This is a genomic window from Peribacillus simplex NBRC 15720 = DSM 1321, from assembly GCF_002243645.1.
Classification (GTDB): Bacteria; Bacillota; Bacilli; order Bacillales; family DSM-1321; genus Peribacillus; species Peribacillus simplex.
The window spans coordinates 3,473,294-3,488,225 of record NZ_CP017704.1 but is presented as its reverse complement, the minus strand read 5'-3'; the positions used below and the strand labels follow the sequence as shown (position 1 = coordinate 3,488,225).

The following is a 14,932-nucleotide window of genomic DNA, read 5'->3' as shown; positions in this document are numbered from 1 at the left end:
TTGCACCCCTATTACACAACTAAATATCCTCATATTATCTTATACGGATAAATTTGGATGAAAGTTTCACTTTTTGCCTAGTTTCAAGAAGCAAACGGCTCATGCACTCTCTGTTGCATAAGAAAAACCGAAATCAGCTACTGATTTCGGTTTTTCCAGTAAGGATTATTTAATTAGTGATATCTTTTTTCTGGAAGAAGAAGAAAGTTAGCGCTAAAAAGATAAGGTAATAGATACCCAGTACACCCATTGAAAATCCAAGGGTAGCTCCATCGAACATTTCTATGGTTCCGGAAATATAGCCCCTTAAATCAAGGTGGGGGAATAAGACGAATTTTAACCACTCGTATTTACCGATGAATGATTGAATGACCATATTTAATGTCGAAGAAGCAAATAGGATGAAAATGGATATACCTACTGCAAGTGCTTGGTTTTTAAATAATGTGCTTAACATGAAAGCGATGGTCGTGATGACTAAGAATCCTGGTATCCAGTAAACGATCATGTCTACGAAATATTCGCCGACTACCACTAGACTGAATTCACCGAAAGATGCGGGATCCATGATTTTGTCTGAAAACGAGCCATTGCCAAAGAATATGATTCCGATTAGATAACTGAATATAAGTAGGCTCGCCAGTAATAACGCTGCAAATAACAGGGAAGTAATATATTTGGAAAGTAGAATCTTCCAACGTTTATAAGGCCTGATTAACAGTTGTTTAATGGTACCATCCGAAAATTCCGAGGAAACGAGCGAGCTGCAAACAATAACGACGAATAAAGTGACAAATGATGTTAATGATGTAGTCCATTCCGCCATATAGGTCCAATTCGTGTTTAAGTCAGGGTTTATATTATCAGCTAACATTTGCTTATTTAGATCAATGTCCGCCATGATCGCGGCTTTTTCATCTTCACTGATGTCCTTAGCTTCCAATGCCTTTTGCTGTTCTTGTATTTCTACTTTTAAATCTTGCTTCCAATCTTTACCCGATTCTTCCGGACTTAGTTTATAATCGATGATTGCGGCCCCTAATGCTGCCAATAAAAGAAAAGCGATGAATATATAAGTTGATACTTTTGAAAAGATTTTCATCCATTCATTTTTTACTAAGGACATCATACAGACTCCCTCATTTCCTGCTCAGTGATTTCAAAGAATTTATCTTCCAGTGATTTTCTAGTAATGCCAATTTCATAGACATCCAGTTGATTTACATTAAAACTCCTGTTTATCTCTGCCGTTTGTTCACGAGTGGCCGATACCGAGATTGTCTTCGCATCATATTTAAGAATCGTAATATCCACAAACTGTTCTTGAAGGATTTTTTTAGCTAGCTCCCCATCACTCACAGTAAATGAAACTTCATTGATCGTTTCGGTTTTTTCATCAACAATATGTTCTTTCGTATGTATCAGTTTTCCCTTTTCAATAACGGCAAAACTATCACACATCAATTGCATTTCCGATAGCAAATGTGATGAAATCAATATTCCGACGCCTTCACTTGCCAGTACTTTCAAATAATCACGAAACTCACGAATCCCTTGTGGATCCAAGCCATTCGTCGGTTCATCAAAAATCAATAACGACGGTTTATGTAAAATAGCCTGTGCCACACCAAGGCGCTGACGCATCCCTAATGAATATGTTTTAACCTTCTTATCGATGGCATGATCCAGTTTGACAAGCTTTATGACCTCTTCTATTCTCTCATTGGATATGTCATTTGATGACATTCGGGCATAATGCAGGATATTCTTTCTGCCTGTCATGTACTTATAAAACTCTGGATTTTCAACAATGGCCCCCAATTGATTCATCGCACCTTCGAAATCATTATCCAGGTCACTGCCATTGATCATGACAGTACCGCCCGTACGATTGATAAGACCTGTGATCATACGGATGATAGTGGTCTTACCAGCCCCATTCGGACCAAGCAAACCAAATATTTCATTACTTTTTATTTCAAAGCTAACATTGTCTACGATGGTTGCTTTTCCAATTTTTTTAGTTAAGGATTGAACCTTAAGAACCGATTCAGACATATAATACCTTCCTTTTTTTATATTTTCCAAAATAACACAAATTCAATATTACCATATTATGCATATTATTACTATACTGATATTTGGATATAAGCACCCCTTGAATCAGCTGCAATCAATAGATTTGAATTTTACCTTTCTTTTACCCAATGATCGTTTCTCTTACTATCCTTATTGCGCAATAACATCGAACTCTCGTTAAAGCCTTCCGTCGGCGTCAACTTCCCGCCCCCATGATTGATAACACTGCCATCACTTTTTTCCTAAAAATAGCAACAACTCCTATATATTGTTACTATTTAATACGATTCCGAAAGAATAAAGTTTCAGGATATTTTTATCTAATAAGGTAAATTTATCATAATTTAAGCAATATATAGGTAAATCCGATAGAAACGGCCAGACCTAAGGCAAATAGAAGGACTTTTCTAATAATGGAAGGTAAAAGCTTATATATCATCATTAAAATTACATCGATGAAATTAGTTGGTATTGCGGAGCCGAACTCTTTGATCTCTTTCTTTTTGCCAAAAATGGCGAACCACATTATAAAAAGACCACATAAAATAAAAATGATGGAAAAAATCTTATATCCCATTGTATGTCACCTGTTTCCTCATAGGTTAAACGATATTGTTATATTCTTATCTTAACGGGGGTTTCCTGATTCAAGTTTCAAAATGAATTCTTCAACCTCTTTGCCTCTTGTATGGGAATACCCTTTGTCTTCATCGAATCTTTCAAACCCGCATTTTTCCAACACTCGGATGGATGCAAGGTTATCCTTGGCTGCGCGGGCATAAAGAGGGCGGACTTTTATTTTCGGCAAAAAATTTAGCAGTGCTTCTGATGCGATTCCTTTACCCCAATATTGCTTCCCGATCCAATAACTCACTTCCGGGTTACCAAACTGTTCAAACTTGAGAATGTTGCCCGCAACACATCCGTTGCAGAGTATAGTCATTTTTTGAATATCCAGGTTCGATAAGATGTTCTTCCAGTGTGTCAAAAAAGCCACCTCGTCTGATGGATCCTTAGATGTGAAAGCAGCCATATAGTTTGCGGCAGGATCCAATTGCTGCTCGAAAAAGATAGGAAGATCGCTCTCCTTGACCTCCCGCAGCCGGACTCCTTTTTCATTGGTTTGCAATTCCATAATGTCACCCTCCCTACCAATTCATTAAAAACCAGAAAAGCCGAAGACTCTGCCATCTTCGGCGTGGTTTCATTCCTTTATCATACTATAATTTCGTTCGAAGGCTTATTGCTCAATATGTTTTATAACGTCAGACAAGCTCTTATCCAACATGGATCGGAGGCGTAAATGATGATTTTCAAAAGCTAGAGCTTCCGTCACGGGATTAGGAACGATAACACACTTTAATCCTGCAGTCAGGGCGGCTTGAAGCCCATTTAAGGAATCTTCAAATGCTACGGCTTCTGTGGGCCGAATACCCAGGACTTCAATTGCCTTTACATACAAATCAGGCGCAGGTTTTACTTTTTCAACATCATCCCCTGTGATAAGAACTTCAAAATAGTGTAACAGTCCAAGTTCCCCCAAATGATGAGTGACCCACTCTTTTGTCGAGCTTGAAGCGAGGGCGATTTTATATCCATTGTTTTTTGCTTCTTCTAAATAATCCTTTACACCTTCACGTGCCTGTGATGTTTTCATTTTGACTTCATGAAGGCTTTTTGCTCTGGATTCAATTTCTTCAATATTACAACTTTCCCCCAGCTGATCCTTGAAGTACTGATTAAGTTCAGTATTATCCGTTCCAATACATTTTACGAAATGTTCAAGAGGCAAATCAGATTTATAAAAAGCCATCGTTTCTTTATAAGCCTCATACCAAGCCGTTTCTGTGTCTAAAATTAAACCATCAAAGTCGAAAATAACTGCTTTAATCATGATGATTTCCTCCTTCAACCTTGAAATGGAATTTCTATTAACATAAACGTACATGAATGAATGCCCTTGTTCAAACAAACGGTTCCGTTCGTTCCACGGGAAGCTCGATCGTTTTCCATAATTAGTTAATCACTAAGGATATGGTAACCCGATGTCCGCCTCATTTCTTTTTTATATGTTACATGTTTTAACAATTACATAGTGCCTTCGCGGTGTTTTTCCTTAACTGCGCCTAAAAGAGTGATAGTTTAACGAATCGTTTATTGCAGGAAACAACGAGGAGGATAAACATGAAGAAAATTTTATTAACGATCCTAACGGCTTCTGTATTCATTCTAGGAGTATGCATGCCAACAAAAGGCGAAGCCGCTGCTTTGGATCGCACACTTTCATTTGGAATGAGTAATAGTGATGTAAAAGTATTACAAGAATTATTACTGACAAAAGGGGTCTTTCCCTATCACGAAGCAACAGGTTACTACGGACCGATTACAAAAGAATCCGTAAAGAAGTATCAGGAAAAATCAGGACTGAAAGTCGATGGAATAGCAGGAACAAAAACGAATCAGAAAATACAGGTACTAAAAAGCGGGGATATGGGAAGACCTGTAGCTGAACTGCAAAGATTATTGAAGGACTGGAATGTTTACACATCAACGATCGATGGTATTTATGGAACAGGTACAAAGCAAGCCGTCATCAACTTTCAAAAGCAAAAGGGATTATCCGCTGATGGAATAGCCGGTGCTCGGACCTTCAGTAAATTAAAAGAAAGAGCAAGTTTAGCAAGCTCTGCCGTTAAAGAAATAACGGTAACAAGTACAGCATATACAGCGAGCTGCGAGGGATGCTCAGGCACTACAAGAATGGGCGTTGACCTAAAAAAATATGATGATGCCAAACTGATAGCAGTCGATCCGAACGTGATTCCGCTAGGCTCCATCGTTGAAGTCGAAGGCTATGGACAAGCAATCGCTGCAGACACGGGCGGCGCCATCAAAGGAAACAGAATCGATGTATTCATCGCGAGTGAAGCGGATGCTTTAACGTGGGGAAGAAAGCAAGTGAACGTGAAGATAATTAAATGATGCGTGACATACACATCGTTTTCATATAAAAATAGATACATAACCAAACCGAGAGAGCATGTATTGAATTAATTCATGCTCTTTTGGTCTGTTCAAACCATTTTGTACATGATAATATCATCGACGTATTCACTTTCGCTCATCTTAAATTCCTTTATTTTACGGCCCTCTTCAACAAACCCCATCTTTTTATACAGTGATATTGCCCGCTGATTTGTTGAAAAAACTCCCAAGCTCACCTTTTCAATGAACGGATTTGCTTCTGCCCATTCCAATAATGCTTTTATAAGCTCTTTTCCAATTCCTTTCCCTCTGCAATCTTCCCTGATCATCATTCCAAATGAGCCCTTGTGAGACATTCTCTTCCTATTTTCCGATTGAAATCCTATCCATCCAATGACCTCACCATTTATTTCGGCCACGATGATGGTTTCTCGTTCATTTTCCAATAACCTTTGTATCCAATCCCTTTGTTGTTCTGGTGTTTTATTGAACTCCTCCGATACCGCAATAAAATACTCTCCTTCGGAAATAACGGAATTCTGTACATCCAAAACCGCTTCCGCATCTTCCAATTCACCGGTCCGAATCGTATATGCAAGTCCATTAATTTTCATTTCTGACATTCCAATCCCCCTTAATGAACCATGTTCGGATCGAAGTGAACAATAGGACGGCTATCCATGATTCTTTGTTCGATACTTTTGACGGTTTTGAATAATTGACCATCCGCGTTCTTCAAATCATACTTTTTATGAAAAAAATTATATAACGTTAGATCCCTTAACTTTAAAAATAGAGGAATCGCTTCGTATTCTTCAGGTGCCAGGATATTTTCCGTCTCATAGCCTTTTATGAATTCCCTCATGAACTTGGCGGCATATTCATCGAGCCCTTTTACCCCTTCACGTTCCAAGCTCCATATCAAATAGTACAGAGGTATGGCCAAATCGCTGGCAAACCAGTGATAAGAACAGTCATCAAAGTCAAAAACATGAATCTTCCCCTCATGAAGATGGAAATTGCCGTTATGTATATCTGAATGAATCAATCCAAAATTATCTTGATGAACTGGGAGGGCATTTAATTTCTTCTTGATTAATTCTTGTTGGTGCATCAATTGCTCTGGAACATCGGATGCATAGAGTTGGACATTCAATAATTCTTCTTCATACCAATCCAGCCTTTTATATTTTGTTTCAGGCTTATAACTTTTTGTTTGTTTATGCATTTGGCCAATGGTTCTTCCCCATTCAAAAAATAAAGGTCCGTCGAAATTTTCATCGGTGACTTTCATCCTTACACCAGGAGCTTTTTCAAACAGGCAACAATAAAATTCCGTACCATCCAGACCCTTCACAATTTCAACTAAGTTATTTTCTATCGAAGTTATGACTTTAGGAATTTCACTACCATTATTCTGTAAATGCTCAACCCACTTTAACTCAGCAAGCACTTGGTCTTTTGTACGATGTGATTGATGTGTCATTCTTAAGATATATGGAGTTCCATCCCTGTAAACCTCAAATACGTAGTTCTCTGCATCTCCAAGTTTAACCGGATTCCCCGCATTCACTTGAAAAAAATGCCCAGCCAATTTCACCAATTCATTAGAAAAAATTCGTTCTACCGCTGCTTCCATGATCTTCACTCCCATTAATGATATGGCCAACTTTATTAATAAAAACGATTTATACTATGCTTTATACGATACCAAGATGCCTTTTCCCTTTATTTGTATATTATTGTTTTTTATAAAAAGGTAAAGATATGTTCTTTTGCATAATAATTTATTAGCGGCTCCTTCTTCCTTCTCAAAAAAAAAACGCCCTATAGGGCGCGTCCAAAAATCAAGTTTCCTTTTCTTCTTCATTCGCTATTTTATTGAACTTCAAGATAGTTTCTTCGATTACCGGATTATTGAATTCCTCTTGGATGGCTGATTGTACAAATTTATCTTCACCATTCATTTCGTCCCAAGCATTAACTCTGTAATCTGGATCATTGTTATGCTCTGAACCTTGCCGTGAATTTGATTTACCGTTTTGTTCCTCATTATTTGACAACTATTTTCACCTCTTAAACATAGTAGAGTTCGTACCATTCATAGGTAGAAAAAGTATAACTTTTTAATAATCTTCCTTGATTGAAATGGGTGAACCCGTTGAGGTATGTTGATTAACCCACTCAAGCGACACTTTTGAAACGGTATCCCACTCAGGTATTTGGGCTTTATGCTGTTCCACCCAGCTCATGCAATATTGCGGATCTATATTGCTTTCTTCGGATTTTTCCAAGAATGACTGAATTGTAGTTTCCGTACAATTTCCCCATGATCCACATGTATCCTGCCAAATGTTCTCCATTTTCATTTGTATATTTTCGTTAGCCATTGGGTTTCCTCCTTAATTAAATGTTACTTTGTGATATCTTAATTAAGTATGTCCAAGGCTAAATAAATCATTACAAAAATTTTTTCGACTTAATGTTCAGTGCGACTACATGATCTAGTGAATCGGTGATACTCGTGAATCGGCGTTTACTTGTGAGTTTCAGCGATTTACTCGTGAATCGGCGTTTACTCGTGAATTTCGCCTGTTTACTCGTGAGTTTTAACGATTTACTCGTGAATTTCGGCGATTTACTCGTGAGTTTCAGACTTTTACTCGTGAATTTCACGCGTTTACTCGTGATTTTTAAAATTGATCTATTCTTACTAAAAATGTTTATAATCCAATACACATAGTGGACAATGTGTATTACATTCACTCCATTTCCTCCATCAATGGCACAAAAAAAAAGCTGAATACTCAGCTCTTTTACTTAACATTTCGCTATTTCCACTCACAGCGTTTTTCTAAATGAGTAGCACCATTTATCATAATCTAATTTTTCTTCATAAAAGCGGTGGGCATCGTTTCGCTGGATGCCAGATTCCAAAGCCACATATGCAGCACCGTTTTCTTTTGCCCAGTTATGTATATAATTTAATAACTTCTCTCCAAATCCAAATGAGCGGTGCGCAGCATCTGTTACAAGGTCATAAATAAACACGTGACGTTTATTATAAAAGTTCACTCTCCAACTTAAACCAGCCAAGGATACAATCCGGTTATCCTTATATAAAGCAAACAAACAGTACCCATCCTTCCTCATTTCTTCAAGTAACTCCAGGTATGTTTTTTGAGTTAAGTCAGTACGTAACTGATTCATGATTGGAAAGGCTTCTAACCATTGTTCTTTATTTGTTAATTCTTGTATTGTTTCTATCGAATTCACATTAACACCCCTGAAAGTTTTATTAGAAAGTAATTCAACTTTGAACACCGTAATTCCTTCCTCACTGGATTGCCTCAATATTGTTGTAATCGTTTGCAGAAGGAATCAGATGTTTAACCGTACTTTCTTAAGGCTAAAGTATGACTAGATCAATAGTTTAAGAGGAGGAGATTTTCTTTGAATATATATGAACAGCAAAAAAATGGACAGCCCGGACAAACACAGGAAAGACAGCCTGGCATTGAATCAGAGATGAATCCACTTCCGATTCAGCCAAAGGATTACATAGGAAGCGGTAAGCTAAAGGACCGCGTTGCCTTGATTACAGGCGGAGATAGCGGCATCGGACGTGCGGTTGCCATTGCTTATGCAAAGGAAGGCGCCCATGTGGTTGTGAATTATTTGGATGAGCACAGCGATGCCGAAGAAACAAAGCAGCTAATTGAAGCGGAAGGCGTTCGCTGCCTCCTACTTCCAAGTGACGTTTCCGTGGAGGCGAATTGTAAGGAATTGATTACGAAGACGTTGGACGAGTTCGGAAAGCTGGACATCCTCGTCAATAATGCAGCGGTGCAATCCCCGACAGAAAACATTGAGGATATCACGGACGAGCAATGGGACAAAACGTTCTGCACCAATATATATTCAGTATTTTACATGAGCAAGCACGCGGTTCCTCATATGAAACAAGGCAATGCGGTCATCAACACAACATCGATCAACCCGTACAGAGGACATGCAACTTTGATGGATTATACGGCGACAAAAGGGGCAATCGTCGGATTCACACGCAGCCTTGCACAGAATGTGGCTAAAAAAGGGATCCGGGTCAATATGGTGGCACCAGGCCCGATTTGGACTCCGCTCATCCCGGCGACGTTCGACGAACAATCCGTTGCCGAGTTCGGTACCGAGGCACCACTTGGCCGCCCTGGGCAGCCGACAGATCATGCAGGCGCATATGTGCTGCTAGCCTCTGATGAAGGTGCTTATATAACTGGACAGTGCATTCACATCAATGGCGGGATCACGATGTCCTCATAAATCCAAAACGACCGAAAAGCATGATGCTTTTCGGTCGTTTTCATTCCAATGAAATTTCGAAATTTATTTTCCTATGCCGGGCGAATTCATCAATACAATTCTCCAACCATCCGGATCTTCAATAGTAACACCTGATTTTTCCCAATATGGATTTTCCGGAGAAACCGGTTCATACCCCATACCTTTCAATCTACTTGTGATTTCTTCAATGGTTTTACGTTCAGGAATATAAAAGACTAGCAGATTATCTTTTGATGGGGCAGGACAGGGACTGCCATCTTTATGTTGAGTAAACTCCAGATGATAGCTGGAATCAGGAAGCCCAATCATGATGCCGTCATATCCCTCATGCCCTTCAAAAGAACCGATTTTTTTCAAACCTAATCCTTCACAATAGAAGTTTACAACCTTTTTTAGCTGATCAGTAGGACGTGCAACCCGGATTTGCGCTACTTTCATTTCATTTGGCCATTTACTTTCCATTGTCCCATCCCTCTCTGAAAATCAAATTAAATTTCTTCTTTCAAATTACGTTTACCAATATTCATGCCAAAACCTAATGCAATAGCGGCACCTAAACAACTGAAAAGACAGCCAGCTCCCAAGAAAATGGATGGATCTGATTCACCAATCATCACTGAAGCTATACCTCCAATTGCCGGAAAAAGGGCAACCATGTATCCACTTTTCGCCCCACCTATTTTTTCTACAAGCTTGAGGTAGAATAGCCAAGCTCCAAAGGAAGCGAATATAGTTAAATAGAACAAAGCAGATAAATATGTAATAGAGGTCGGTAAAGTGACTGCTTGTCCTTGAATGAACACAATTGCCGCTAAAAGAATTCCTCCTGCTGCAAATCCAAGTACATTAGCATAGATTGGGTTTACTTTCTTCCTGGCATTTCTAGCTGAGCTTGCATCGCCCAATGCAGTAAGGATGGTACCAAGAACAGCCATCATGATACCCTTTATATCATTGAATCCATGAATATTATTTAAACTCGGATAAATAACAATACAAACAGCCAGCACACCAATTATCCCGCCAATTAAGATACGTGAATGTAATGGTTCCTTCAAAAAAACACGAAGGGCAATGGGCGTTAAAATGACTTTCAATGAAAATATTAAAGTAACCATTGCCGCTGAACTTAAGATAGTGGCGTAATAAAGGCATAAATAGCTTAAAGCAAAATTACAAATTCCAAACACAATAATAAATGGAACATCCTTTTTCTTGGGTTTTCCTTTAGGTCTAAGAATACACAATAAAATTAAAAATAGGATTGCCGTCAAACCTAAACGATATGTTAAAGATAATTCTAAACTCACAGGTGTACCTTGAATCTTAACGGCAATAAAATTAAGTCCCCATACTAATAAACAAAATATGTACATAAAGTTAGTCATAATAACATGACCAATTTGCGATATTGCCCACTTTCTATCAGTTTATGGAACTCGTCGTAAATGATTTTCCCATCCATAATTAAACCGCCTTCTATTAAAAATCACATATGTAATAATAAAGTAAATATTACCAATTGAAAAGGAATTGTCAATATATAAAAATACATTCCGAAAAGCCCTCCAGTTAATTTGGAGAGCTTTTCATTGGCTAATGACTATTAGTCTCTGACTGTATACAAACTCGGTAATTGAATTTCTACAGTTTTGAAAAACATTCCAGCTGATTTCAGAAATCCGCTCTCTTTCCGCCGACTGTCTGCCAAGCCTCCTCGGCGCAAGCGCCTGTGGGGTCTCGGCTAGCCAGTTATTCGGCAGGAGTGTCGCAAATTTCTTCGATCTATTTAGGGTTTCATCTCATATAAAACAGTAAAAAAATCATGTAGTATAACCAAGTCTTCAGGGTTCGGGATACCATTCCGATTCCCTTTAGTCTAAAAACTGTGGCCAACGACTATTAGCCTTTATAGCTAACCTGCCCAGTTTCAACCAATTCCTTCAGTCCCATAAACATTAAATTCCAGCCATGTTCAGATCCATCGTGATACTCCCCAAGAGCTTTTTCGATATCGGATTCTGTCCAATTTTCTTCATGAGGAACAATGATGTTTTGATAAAATGTCATTTCACAGCCCCGTTGAAGTTCTTTCAGCTCAACTGTAATTGTATCTTCTGATTCACTGAATTGCGGCATTTTAAAAGTGAACACTAATTTATTGGGAGGGTCCATTTCAAGATACTCCCCTATCGCCCGATAATCTTTTCCATCGCGATGGTCAATAATTTCCCAAGTACCTCCCACTTGAGGTTCATTTTGTGTCACCTTGTTTGTCCCTTCCAATGTAAAAAACCATTTTCTCATCATCTCTGGGTTCAACCAAGCTTCAAAAACCCTTTCAGGCACTACATCAAAATTCCTTGTCATCTTTAAAGTGGTTGTTGAATTTTTTTCCATTTACATTACTCCTTACGTCATTTTATGGATTTACCTTTTTACATACTATTCAATTCTTCTTTTGAGACAACATGCCAACTGTGTGCTTCCAGTTTCTCTATATAAGTTTCCATCTTGATTTCCTCAATTTCGCTCGCAAGCGGGTGCAGCGAAACAAAACATTCATTCGAAGCATAATTGATCGAAACCTTTACAACTTCATATCCATTATGAAATCCTGGATCATCCATTATATCCCCTTTAACAGGACGAATATCATATTCAAATGTTTTCATCATTGATATACTCTTTTCTTGTTCTATTGCCGATGAAATAAAGATCATTAAATTTATCTTCATCTGCGCCGCCACCCTTGCTCCAATTGGGGAGTAAGCATCTGTTGGTTCTTTATGACTTAGGAATTCACTATTTCCTTTCTCATATTTTGAAAGGAATAAATATCATTTACCACTTTAAATAGTTCCCCGTTTTTGGAGAAAATTGCACTTCCATTTGGTATTGCATATACTTTTCGTTCATTTGATAGGGGAATTAATTCTCCATCTATATTATCCTCGTAATGGACCTCAACGCTAAACCCAACTAATCCTAAGCCCTTGATCATTATCGTTTCTGGATAGTCTTTATCTTTTGTTATTATGCAATCATTACAGAAAGCTAATGAACCCGCACTATATCCAATGATTAAACCTTGAAAGTCTTTAATAATTGGAGCAAGTCCTTTTTCCTCTACTACATGAATTAACCTTTCTGGCTTTCCACCAATAAAGTACAAAATATCATGTTCTTTTATAGACCTTTTCATTTCTTTGTCCGAAAGGTCTTCGTTTAATAATTCAACGCTTACATTATCCATTATTGAAAAAGCTTGTTTGATACTTGCCATCCAACTTTCATACCTGGAATTGTCAGTAGCAAAAGGGATTATTAAAATCTTAGCTTCAGGTTTAATCATTTTTGAAAGTTCCAGAAACACTTCACCTAATTCATTATTATTGTGATTTCCGCCACCGATAAAACAAATTTCCATATATGTCCCCCATTTATTCACCTGCTATTCTTAAAATATTCTATGTAAAAAGGACAATACCTTTATATGTCACCGCTCTTCAGCTAATCTCCCCCGATAGTGACATAAAAAAAGACGGTTTTACCGTCTAATAGATTGCACTAGTTTTATTAGTAAAAACAAAACTAATATTGCGAAAAGAGAAGATAGAATTTATCCTGGAATATTTATAGTAATTAACAAATTCACACTGCCCGATTAATACTATTTACCAAGTTTTAGGTGTTAAACTAATGATGGGGTTAGTACGAATAAAATATGATTAGGTTCATCACTCTTGTTCAAAAATCGGTGTTTAACATTTGGTGGAATACGTACGACATCTCCTTCATCTAAAAAATATTCGGTTCCTTCCAGTTCAACATATGCTTGACCTTTCATAACCACAGCAATCTCTTCTTTATTGTCATGTGAGTAATGACTCTCAGTAGTAGTAGAATGTGCATTCAAATCCATCATTAAGAGTTCAATATGTGCTTTCATAAAATCTGGTGTTAATACATCATATACAATATGATCACTATTTTCTCGATATACTTTCTTTCGATCTTGCTTTCTGGAAATGAGGGAATCTGTATCAATTTCATTAACAAACAGAGTAAATAGTGGCACGTTTAGTGCTTTTGCAATTAACTCTAGTACACTTAACGACGGATTCCCTTGTCCTCTTTCAATTTGGCTAATAAGTGATGTGCTAATTCCAGCATAATCAGCAAACTCACGAATTGTCATACCATTCTTCTTACGATAGTTTAATACTGTTTGTCCTAAGCGATGATTTTTCATGGCATATGCCCCTTTTAAAATAATGTATGTTTGATGTCTTTTGTGCTGACATTCTAAACATGGAGAAATAATTCTTTTTCCAATAACATAAATATTTTATACTTACATTTGTACATTATAATATATTATTTTTATTATAGTAAACAAACGTCAAGGGGGAACAGTATTGAAGTCACCACTTATTTCTTACACGATCTTATTTTTGGGCGTATTTGCATTGTCTACTTCAGCAATCTTGGTGAAATTAGCAGATGCACCTGCGACAATTACAGCATTTTATCGGATGCTTTTTACAGCAGTAATGCTTTTGCCATTTTTATTAGTAAATAAAAAGAACCGTAAAGAAATACGTTCGTTGTCAAAAAAACAATGGGGACTTGGATTACTCTCAGGTTTATTTCTGGCAGCACATTATTTATTGTGGTTTGAATCATTAAATTACACATCAGTAGCAAGTTCGACTGTCATCGTCACATTACAACCACTTTTTTCGATGGTTGGCGGTTACTTTCTATTCAAAGAGCACTTCAGTAAAGGCGCTATAATGGGCTGTCTCGTAGCGATTGCAGGAAGTATTGTCATTGGATGGCAAGATTTTCAAATTAGTGGTCAGGCATTATTTGGCGATATACTTGCTTTTATTGCAGCAGGTGTTATAACGGCCTACTTCTTCATTGGCCAGCATGTTCGTAAAAGATTATCTCTTATCCCTTATTCAATCATCGGTTATACCAGTAGCGCACTATTTTTAAGTATTTTTGTTTTCAGCCAGCAAACTTCTTTCGTCAATTATTCCAAACAAACATGGTTGTCCTTTATTGGATTAGCGTTTATTGCAACGATATTAGGGCAAACGGTTTTTAATTGGTTGTTGAAATGGCTAAGTACCTCAGTTATTTCAATGAGCATATTAGGAGAGACGATCGGAACTTGTATACTCGCATATTTCATTTTGGATGAGGTCATTTCTTTACAACAAGGTATAGGAATCGCACTCATCTTAATTGGTCTAGCATTATTTTTACTACAGCAAAGAAATAACAAATAAATAATTGGAGTACAAGTGATTTAATTTAAGGACAGTTATTAGAAGCTTGTTCAACTAAAGAAGGCATTAATTGAATCACTCCTACACTTTATCACTTAGACTTATTAACTAAATAAAAGTTGTGTTTTTGCATTTAAAAAATCTCTAAAAGATTAGATTAGAGATTTTTTCGTTTTTTTATAGAACTGACTTTTAAATCAGTTGTCTTAGAAATAAGGTAAAAA

At 37.4% G+C, this 14,932-nt stretch carries 20 protein-coding genes; 3 read left to right on the top strand and 17 right to left on the bottom strand.

The annotated features are described in order from the left end of the window. Nucleotides 1-169 precede the first annotated feature (169 nt). The 5 genes from BS1321_RS16835 to BS1321_RS16815 all read right to left on the bottom strand — a co-directional run bounded on the left by BS1321_RS16835 (nt 170) and on the right by BS1321_RS16815 (nt 3,973). Nucleotides 170-1,126, bottom strand: coding sequence for an ABC transporter permease (locus tag BS1321_RS16835; protein WP_063235868.1), 957 nt, complete (start codon nt 1,124-1,126; stop codon nt 170-172). After that, complete coding sequence (locus tag BS1321_RS16830; RefSeq protein ID WP_063235867.1) at nt 1,126-2,058, bottom strand: ABC transporter ATP-binding protein; 933 nt, start codon at nt 2,056-2,058, stop codon at nt 1,126-1,128. The genes BS1321_RS16835 and BS1321_RS16830 overlap by 1 nt, the downstream gene beginning before the upstream one ends. A gap of 358 nt (nt 2,059-2,416) precedes the next feature. Then, the gene (locus BS1321_RS16825; RefSeq protein WP_063235866.1) at nt 2,417-2,656 is read right to left on the bottom strand and encodes a hypothetical protein; all 240 of its coding nucleotides are present in this window, start codon (nt 2,654-2,656) and stop codon (nt 2,417-2,419) included. A gap of 51 nt (nt 2,657-2,707) precedes the next feature. Continuing rightward, nucleotides 2,708-3,214: a GNAT family N-acetyltransferase gene (locus BS1321_RS16820; RefSeq protein ID WP_063235865.1), complete on the bottom strand. Its 507-nt coding sequence runs from the start codon at nt 3,212-3,214 to the stop codon at nt 2,708-2,710. Between the two features lie 105 nt (nt 3,215-3,319). Continuing rightward, nucleotides 3,320-3,973, bottom strand: coding sequence for an HAD family hydrolase (locus BS1321_RS16815; RefSeq protein ID WP_063235864.1), 654 nt, complete (start codon nt 3,971-3,973; stop codon nt 3,320-3,322). A gap of 290 nt (nt 3,974-4,263) precedes the next feature. Between BS1321_RS16815 and BS1321_RS28565 the strand changes: the two genes are divergently transcribed. Further along, a complete protein-coding gene (locus BS1321_RS28565) occupies nt 4,264-5,061 on the top strand; it encodes a peptidoglycan-binding protein (RefSeq protein ID WP_063235863.1) in 798 nt (265 codons plus the stop codon). A gap of 92 nt (nt 5,062-5,153) precedes the next feature. Here the strand turns inward: BS1321_RS28565 and BS1321_RS16805 are convergent, their stop codons facing one another. The 6 genes from BS1321_RS16805 to BS1321_RS16780 all read right to left on the bottom strand — a co-directional run bounded on the left by BS1321_RS16805 (nt 5,154) and on the right by BS1321_RS16780 (nt 8,340). Then, nucleotides 5,154-5,687 carry a GNAT family N-acetyltransferase gene (locus BS1321_RS16805; protein WP_063235862.1) on the bottom strand — a complete coding sequence of 178 codons (534 nt, stop codon included), beginning with the start codon at nt 5,685-5,687 and terminating at the stop codon, nt 5,154-5,156. 11 nt (nt 5,688-5,698) lie between these two features. Further along, nucleotides 5,699-6,703 carry a phosphotransferase enzyme family protein gene (locus tag BS1321_RS16800; RefSeq protein WP_063235861.1) on the bottom strand — a complete coding sequence of 335 codons (1,005 nt, stop codon included), beginning with the start codon at nt 6,701-6,703 and terminating at the stop codon, nt 5,699-5,701. Between the two features lie 208 nt (nt 6,704-6,911). Continuing rightward, nucleotides 6,912-7,127, bottom strand: a complete 216-nt coding sequence (locus tag BS1321_RS16795) for a hypothetical protein (protein ID WP_063235860.1) — start codon at nt 7,125-7,127, stop codon at nt 6,912-6,914. A 63-nt stretch (nt 7,128-7,190) separates the two neighbouring features. After that, a complete protein-coding gene (locus tag BS1321_RS16790) occupies nt 7,191-7,454 on the bottom strand; it encodes a hypothetical protein (RefSeq protein WP_063235859.1) in 264 nt (87 codons plus the stop codon). Nucleotides 7,455-7,524: 70 nt separating this feature from the next. Beyond that, nucleotides 7,525-7,830, bottom strand: a complete 306-nt coding sequence (locus BS1321_RS16785; protein WP_063235858.1) for a hypothetical protein — start codon at nt 7,828-7,830, stop codon at nt 7,525-7,527. Nucleotides 7,831-7,905: 75 nt separating this feature from the next. Then, nucleotides 7,906-8,340, bottom strand: a complete 435-nt coding sequence (locus tag BS1321_RS16780) for a GNAT family N-acetyltransferase (protein WP_063235887.1) — start codon at nt 8,338-8,340, stop codon at nt 7,906-7,908. Nucleotides 8,341-8,517: 177 nt separating this feature from the next. On the opposite strand from BS1321_RS16780, the gene BS1321_RS16775 reads away from it, so the two are divergent. After that, nucleotides 8,518-9,384 carry an SDR family oxidoreductase gene (locus tag BS1321_RS16775; protein WP_063235857.1) on the top strand — a complete coding sequence of 289 codons (867 nt, stop codon included), beginning with the start codon at nt 8,518-8,520 and terminating at the stop codon, nt 9,382-9,384. Nucleotides 9,385-9,447: 63 nt separating this feature from the next. On the opposite strand, the gene BS1321_RS16770 is transcribed toward BS1321_RS16775, so the two are convergent. From BS1321_RS16770 to BS1321_RS16745, 6 genes are all read right to left on the bottom strand, one after another. Next, nucleotides 9,448-9,867 (bottom strand): VOC family protein, encoded by a 420-nt coding sequence (locus BS1321_RS16770; RefSeq protein WP_094246625.1) that lies wholly within the window; start codon nt 9,865-9,867, stop codon nt 9,448-9,450. Nucleotides 9,868-9,893: 26 nt separating this feature from the next. Next, nucleotides 9,894-10,793 (bottom strand): DMT family transporter, encoded by a 900-nt coding sequence (locus BS1321_RS16765; RefSeq protein WP_063235856.1) that lies wholly within the window; start codon nt 10,791-10,793, stop codon nt 9,894-9,896. A gap of 514 nt (nt 10,794-11,307) precedes the next feature. After that, the gene (locus BS1321_RS16760) at nt 11,308-11,805 is read right to left on the bottom strand and encodes an SRPBCC family protein (RefSeq protein WP_063235855.1); all 498 of its coding nucleotides are present in this window, start codon (nt 11,803-11,805) and stop codon (nt 11,308-11,310) included. A 38-nt stretch (nt 11,806-11,843) separates the two neighbouring features. Then, nucleotides 11,844-12,143 (bottom strand): hypothetical protein, encoded by a 300-nt coding sequence (locus BS1321_RS16755; RefSeq protein ID WP_063235854.1) that lies wholly within the window; start codon nt 12,141-12,143, stop codon nt 11,844-11,846. A 56-nt stretch (nt 12,144-12,199) separates the two neighbouring features. Next, nucleotides 12,200-12,835, bottom strand: coding sequence for a Type 1 glutamine amidotransferase-like domain-containing protein (locus BS1321_RS16750; protein ID WP_063235853.1), 636 nt, complete (start codon nt 12,833-12,835; stop codon nt 12,200-12,202). A gap of 264 nt (nt 12,836-13,099) precedes the next feature. After that, the gene (locus BS1321_RS16745) at nt 13,100-13,660 is read right to left on the bottom strand and encodes a helix-turn-helix domain-containing protein (RefSeq protein ID WP_063235852.1); all 561 of its coding nucleotides are present in this window, start codon (nt 13,658-13,660) and stop codon (nt 13,100-13,102) included. A 166-nt stretch (nt 13,661-13,826) separates the two neighbouring features. On the opposite strand from BS1321_RS16745, the gene BS1321_RS16740 reads away from it, so the two are divergent. Beyond that, nucleotides 13,827-14,708, top strand: coding sequence for a DMT family transporter (locus BS1321_RS16740; RefSeq protein WP_063235851.1), 882 nt, complete (start codon nt 13,827-13,829; stop codon nt 14,706-14,708). The last annotated feature ends 224 nt before the right edge of the window (nt 14,709-14,932 follow it).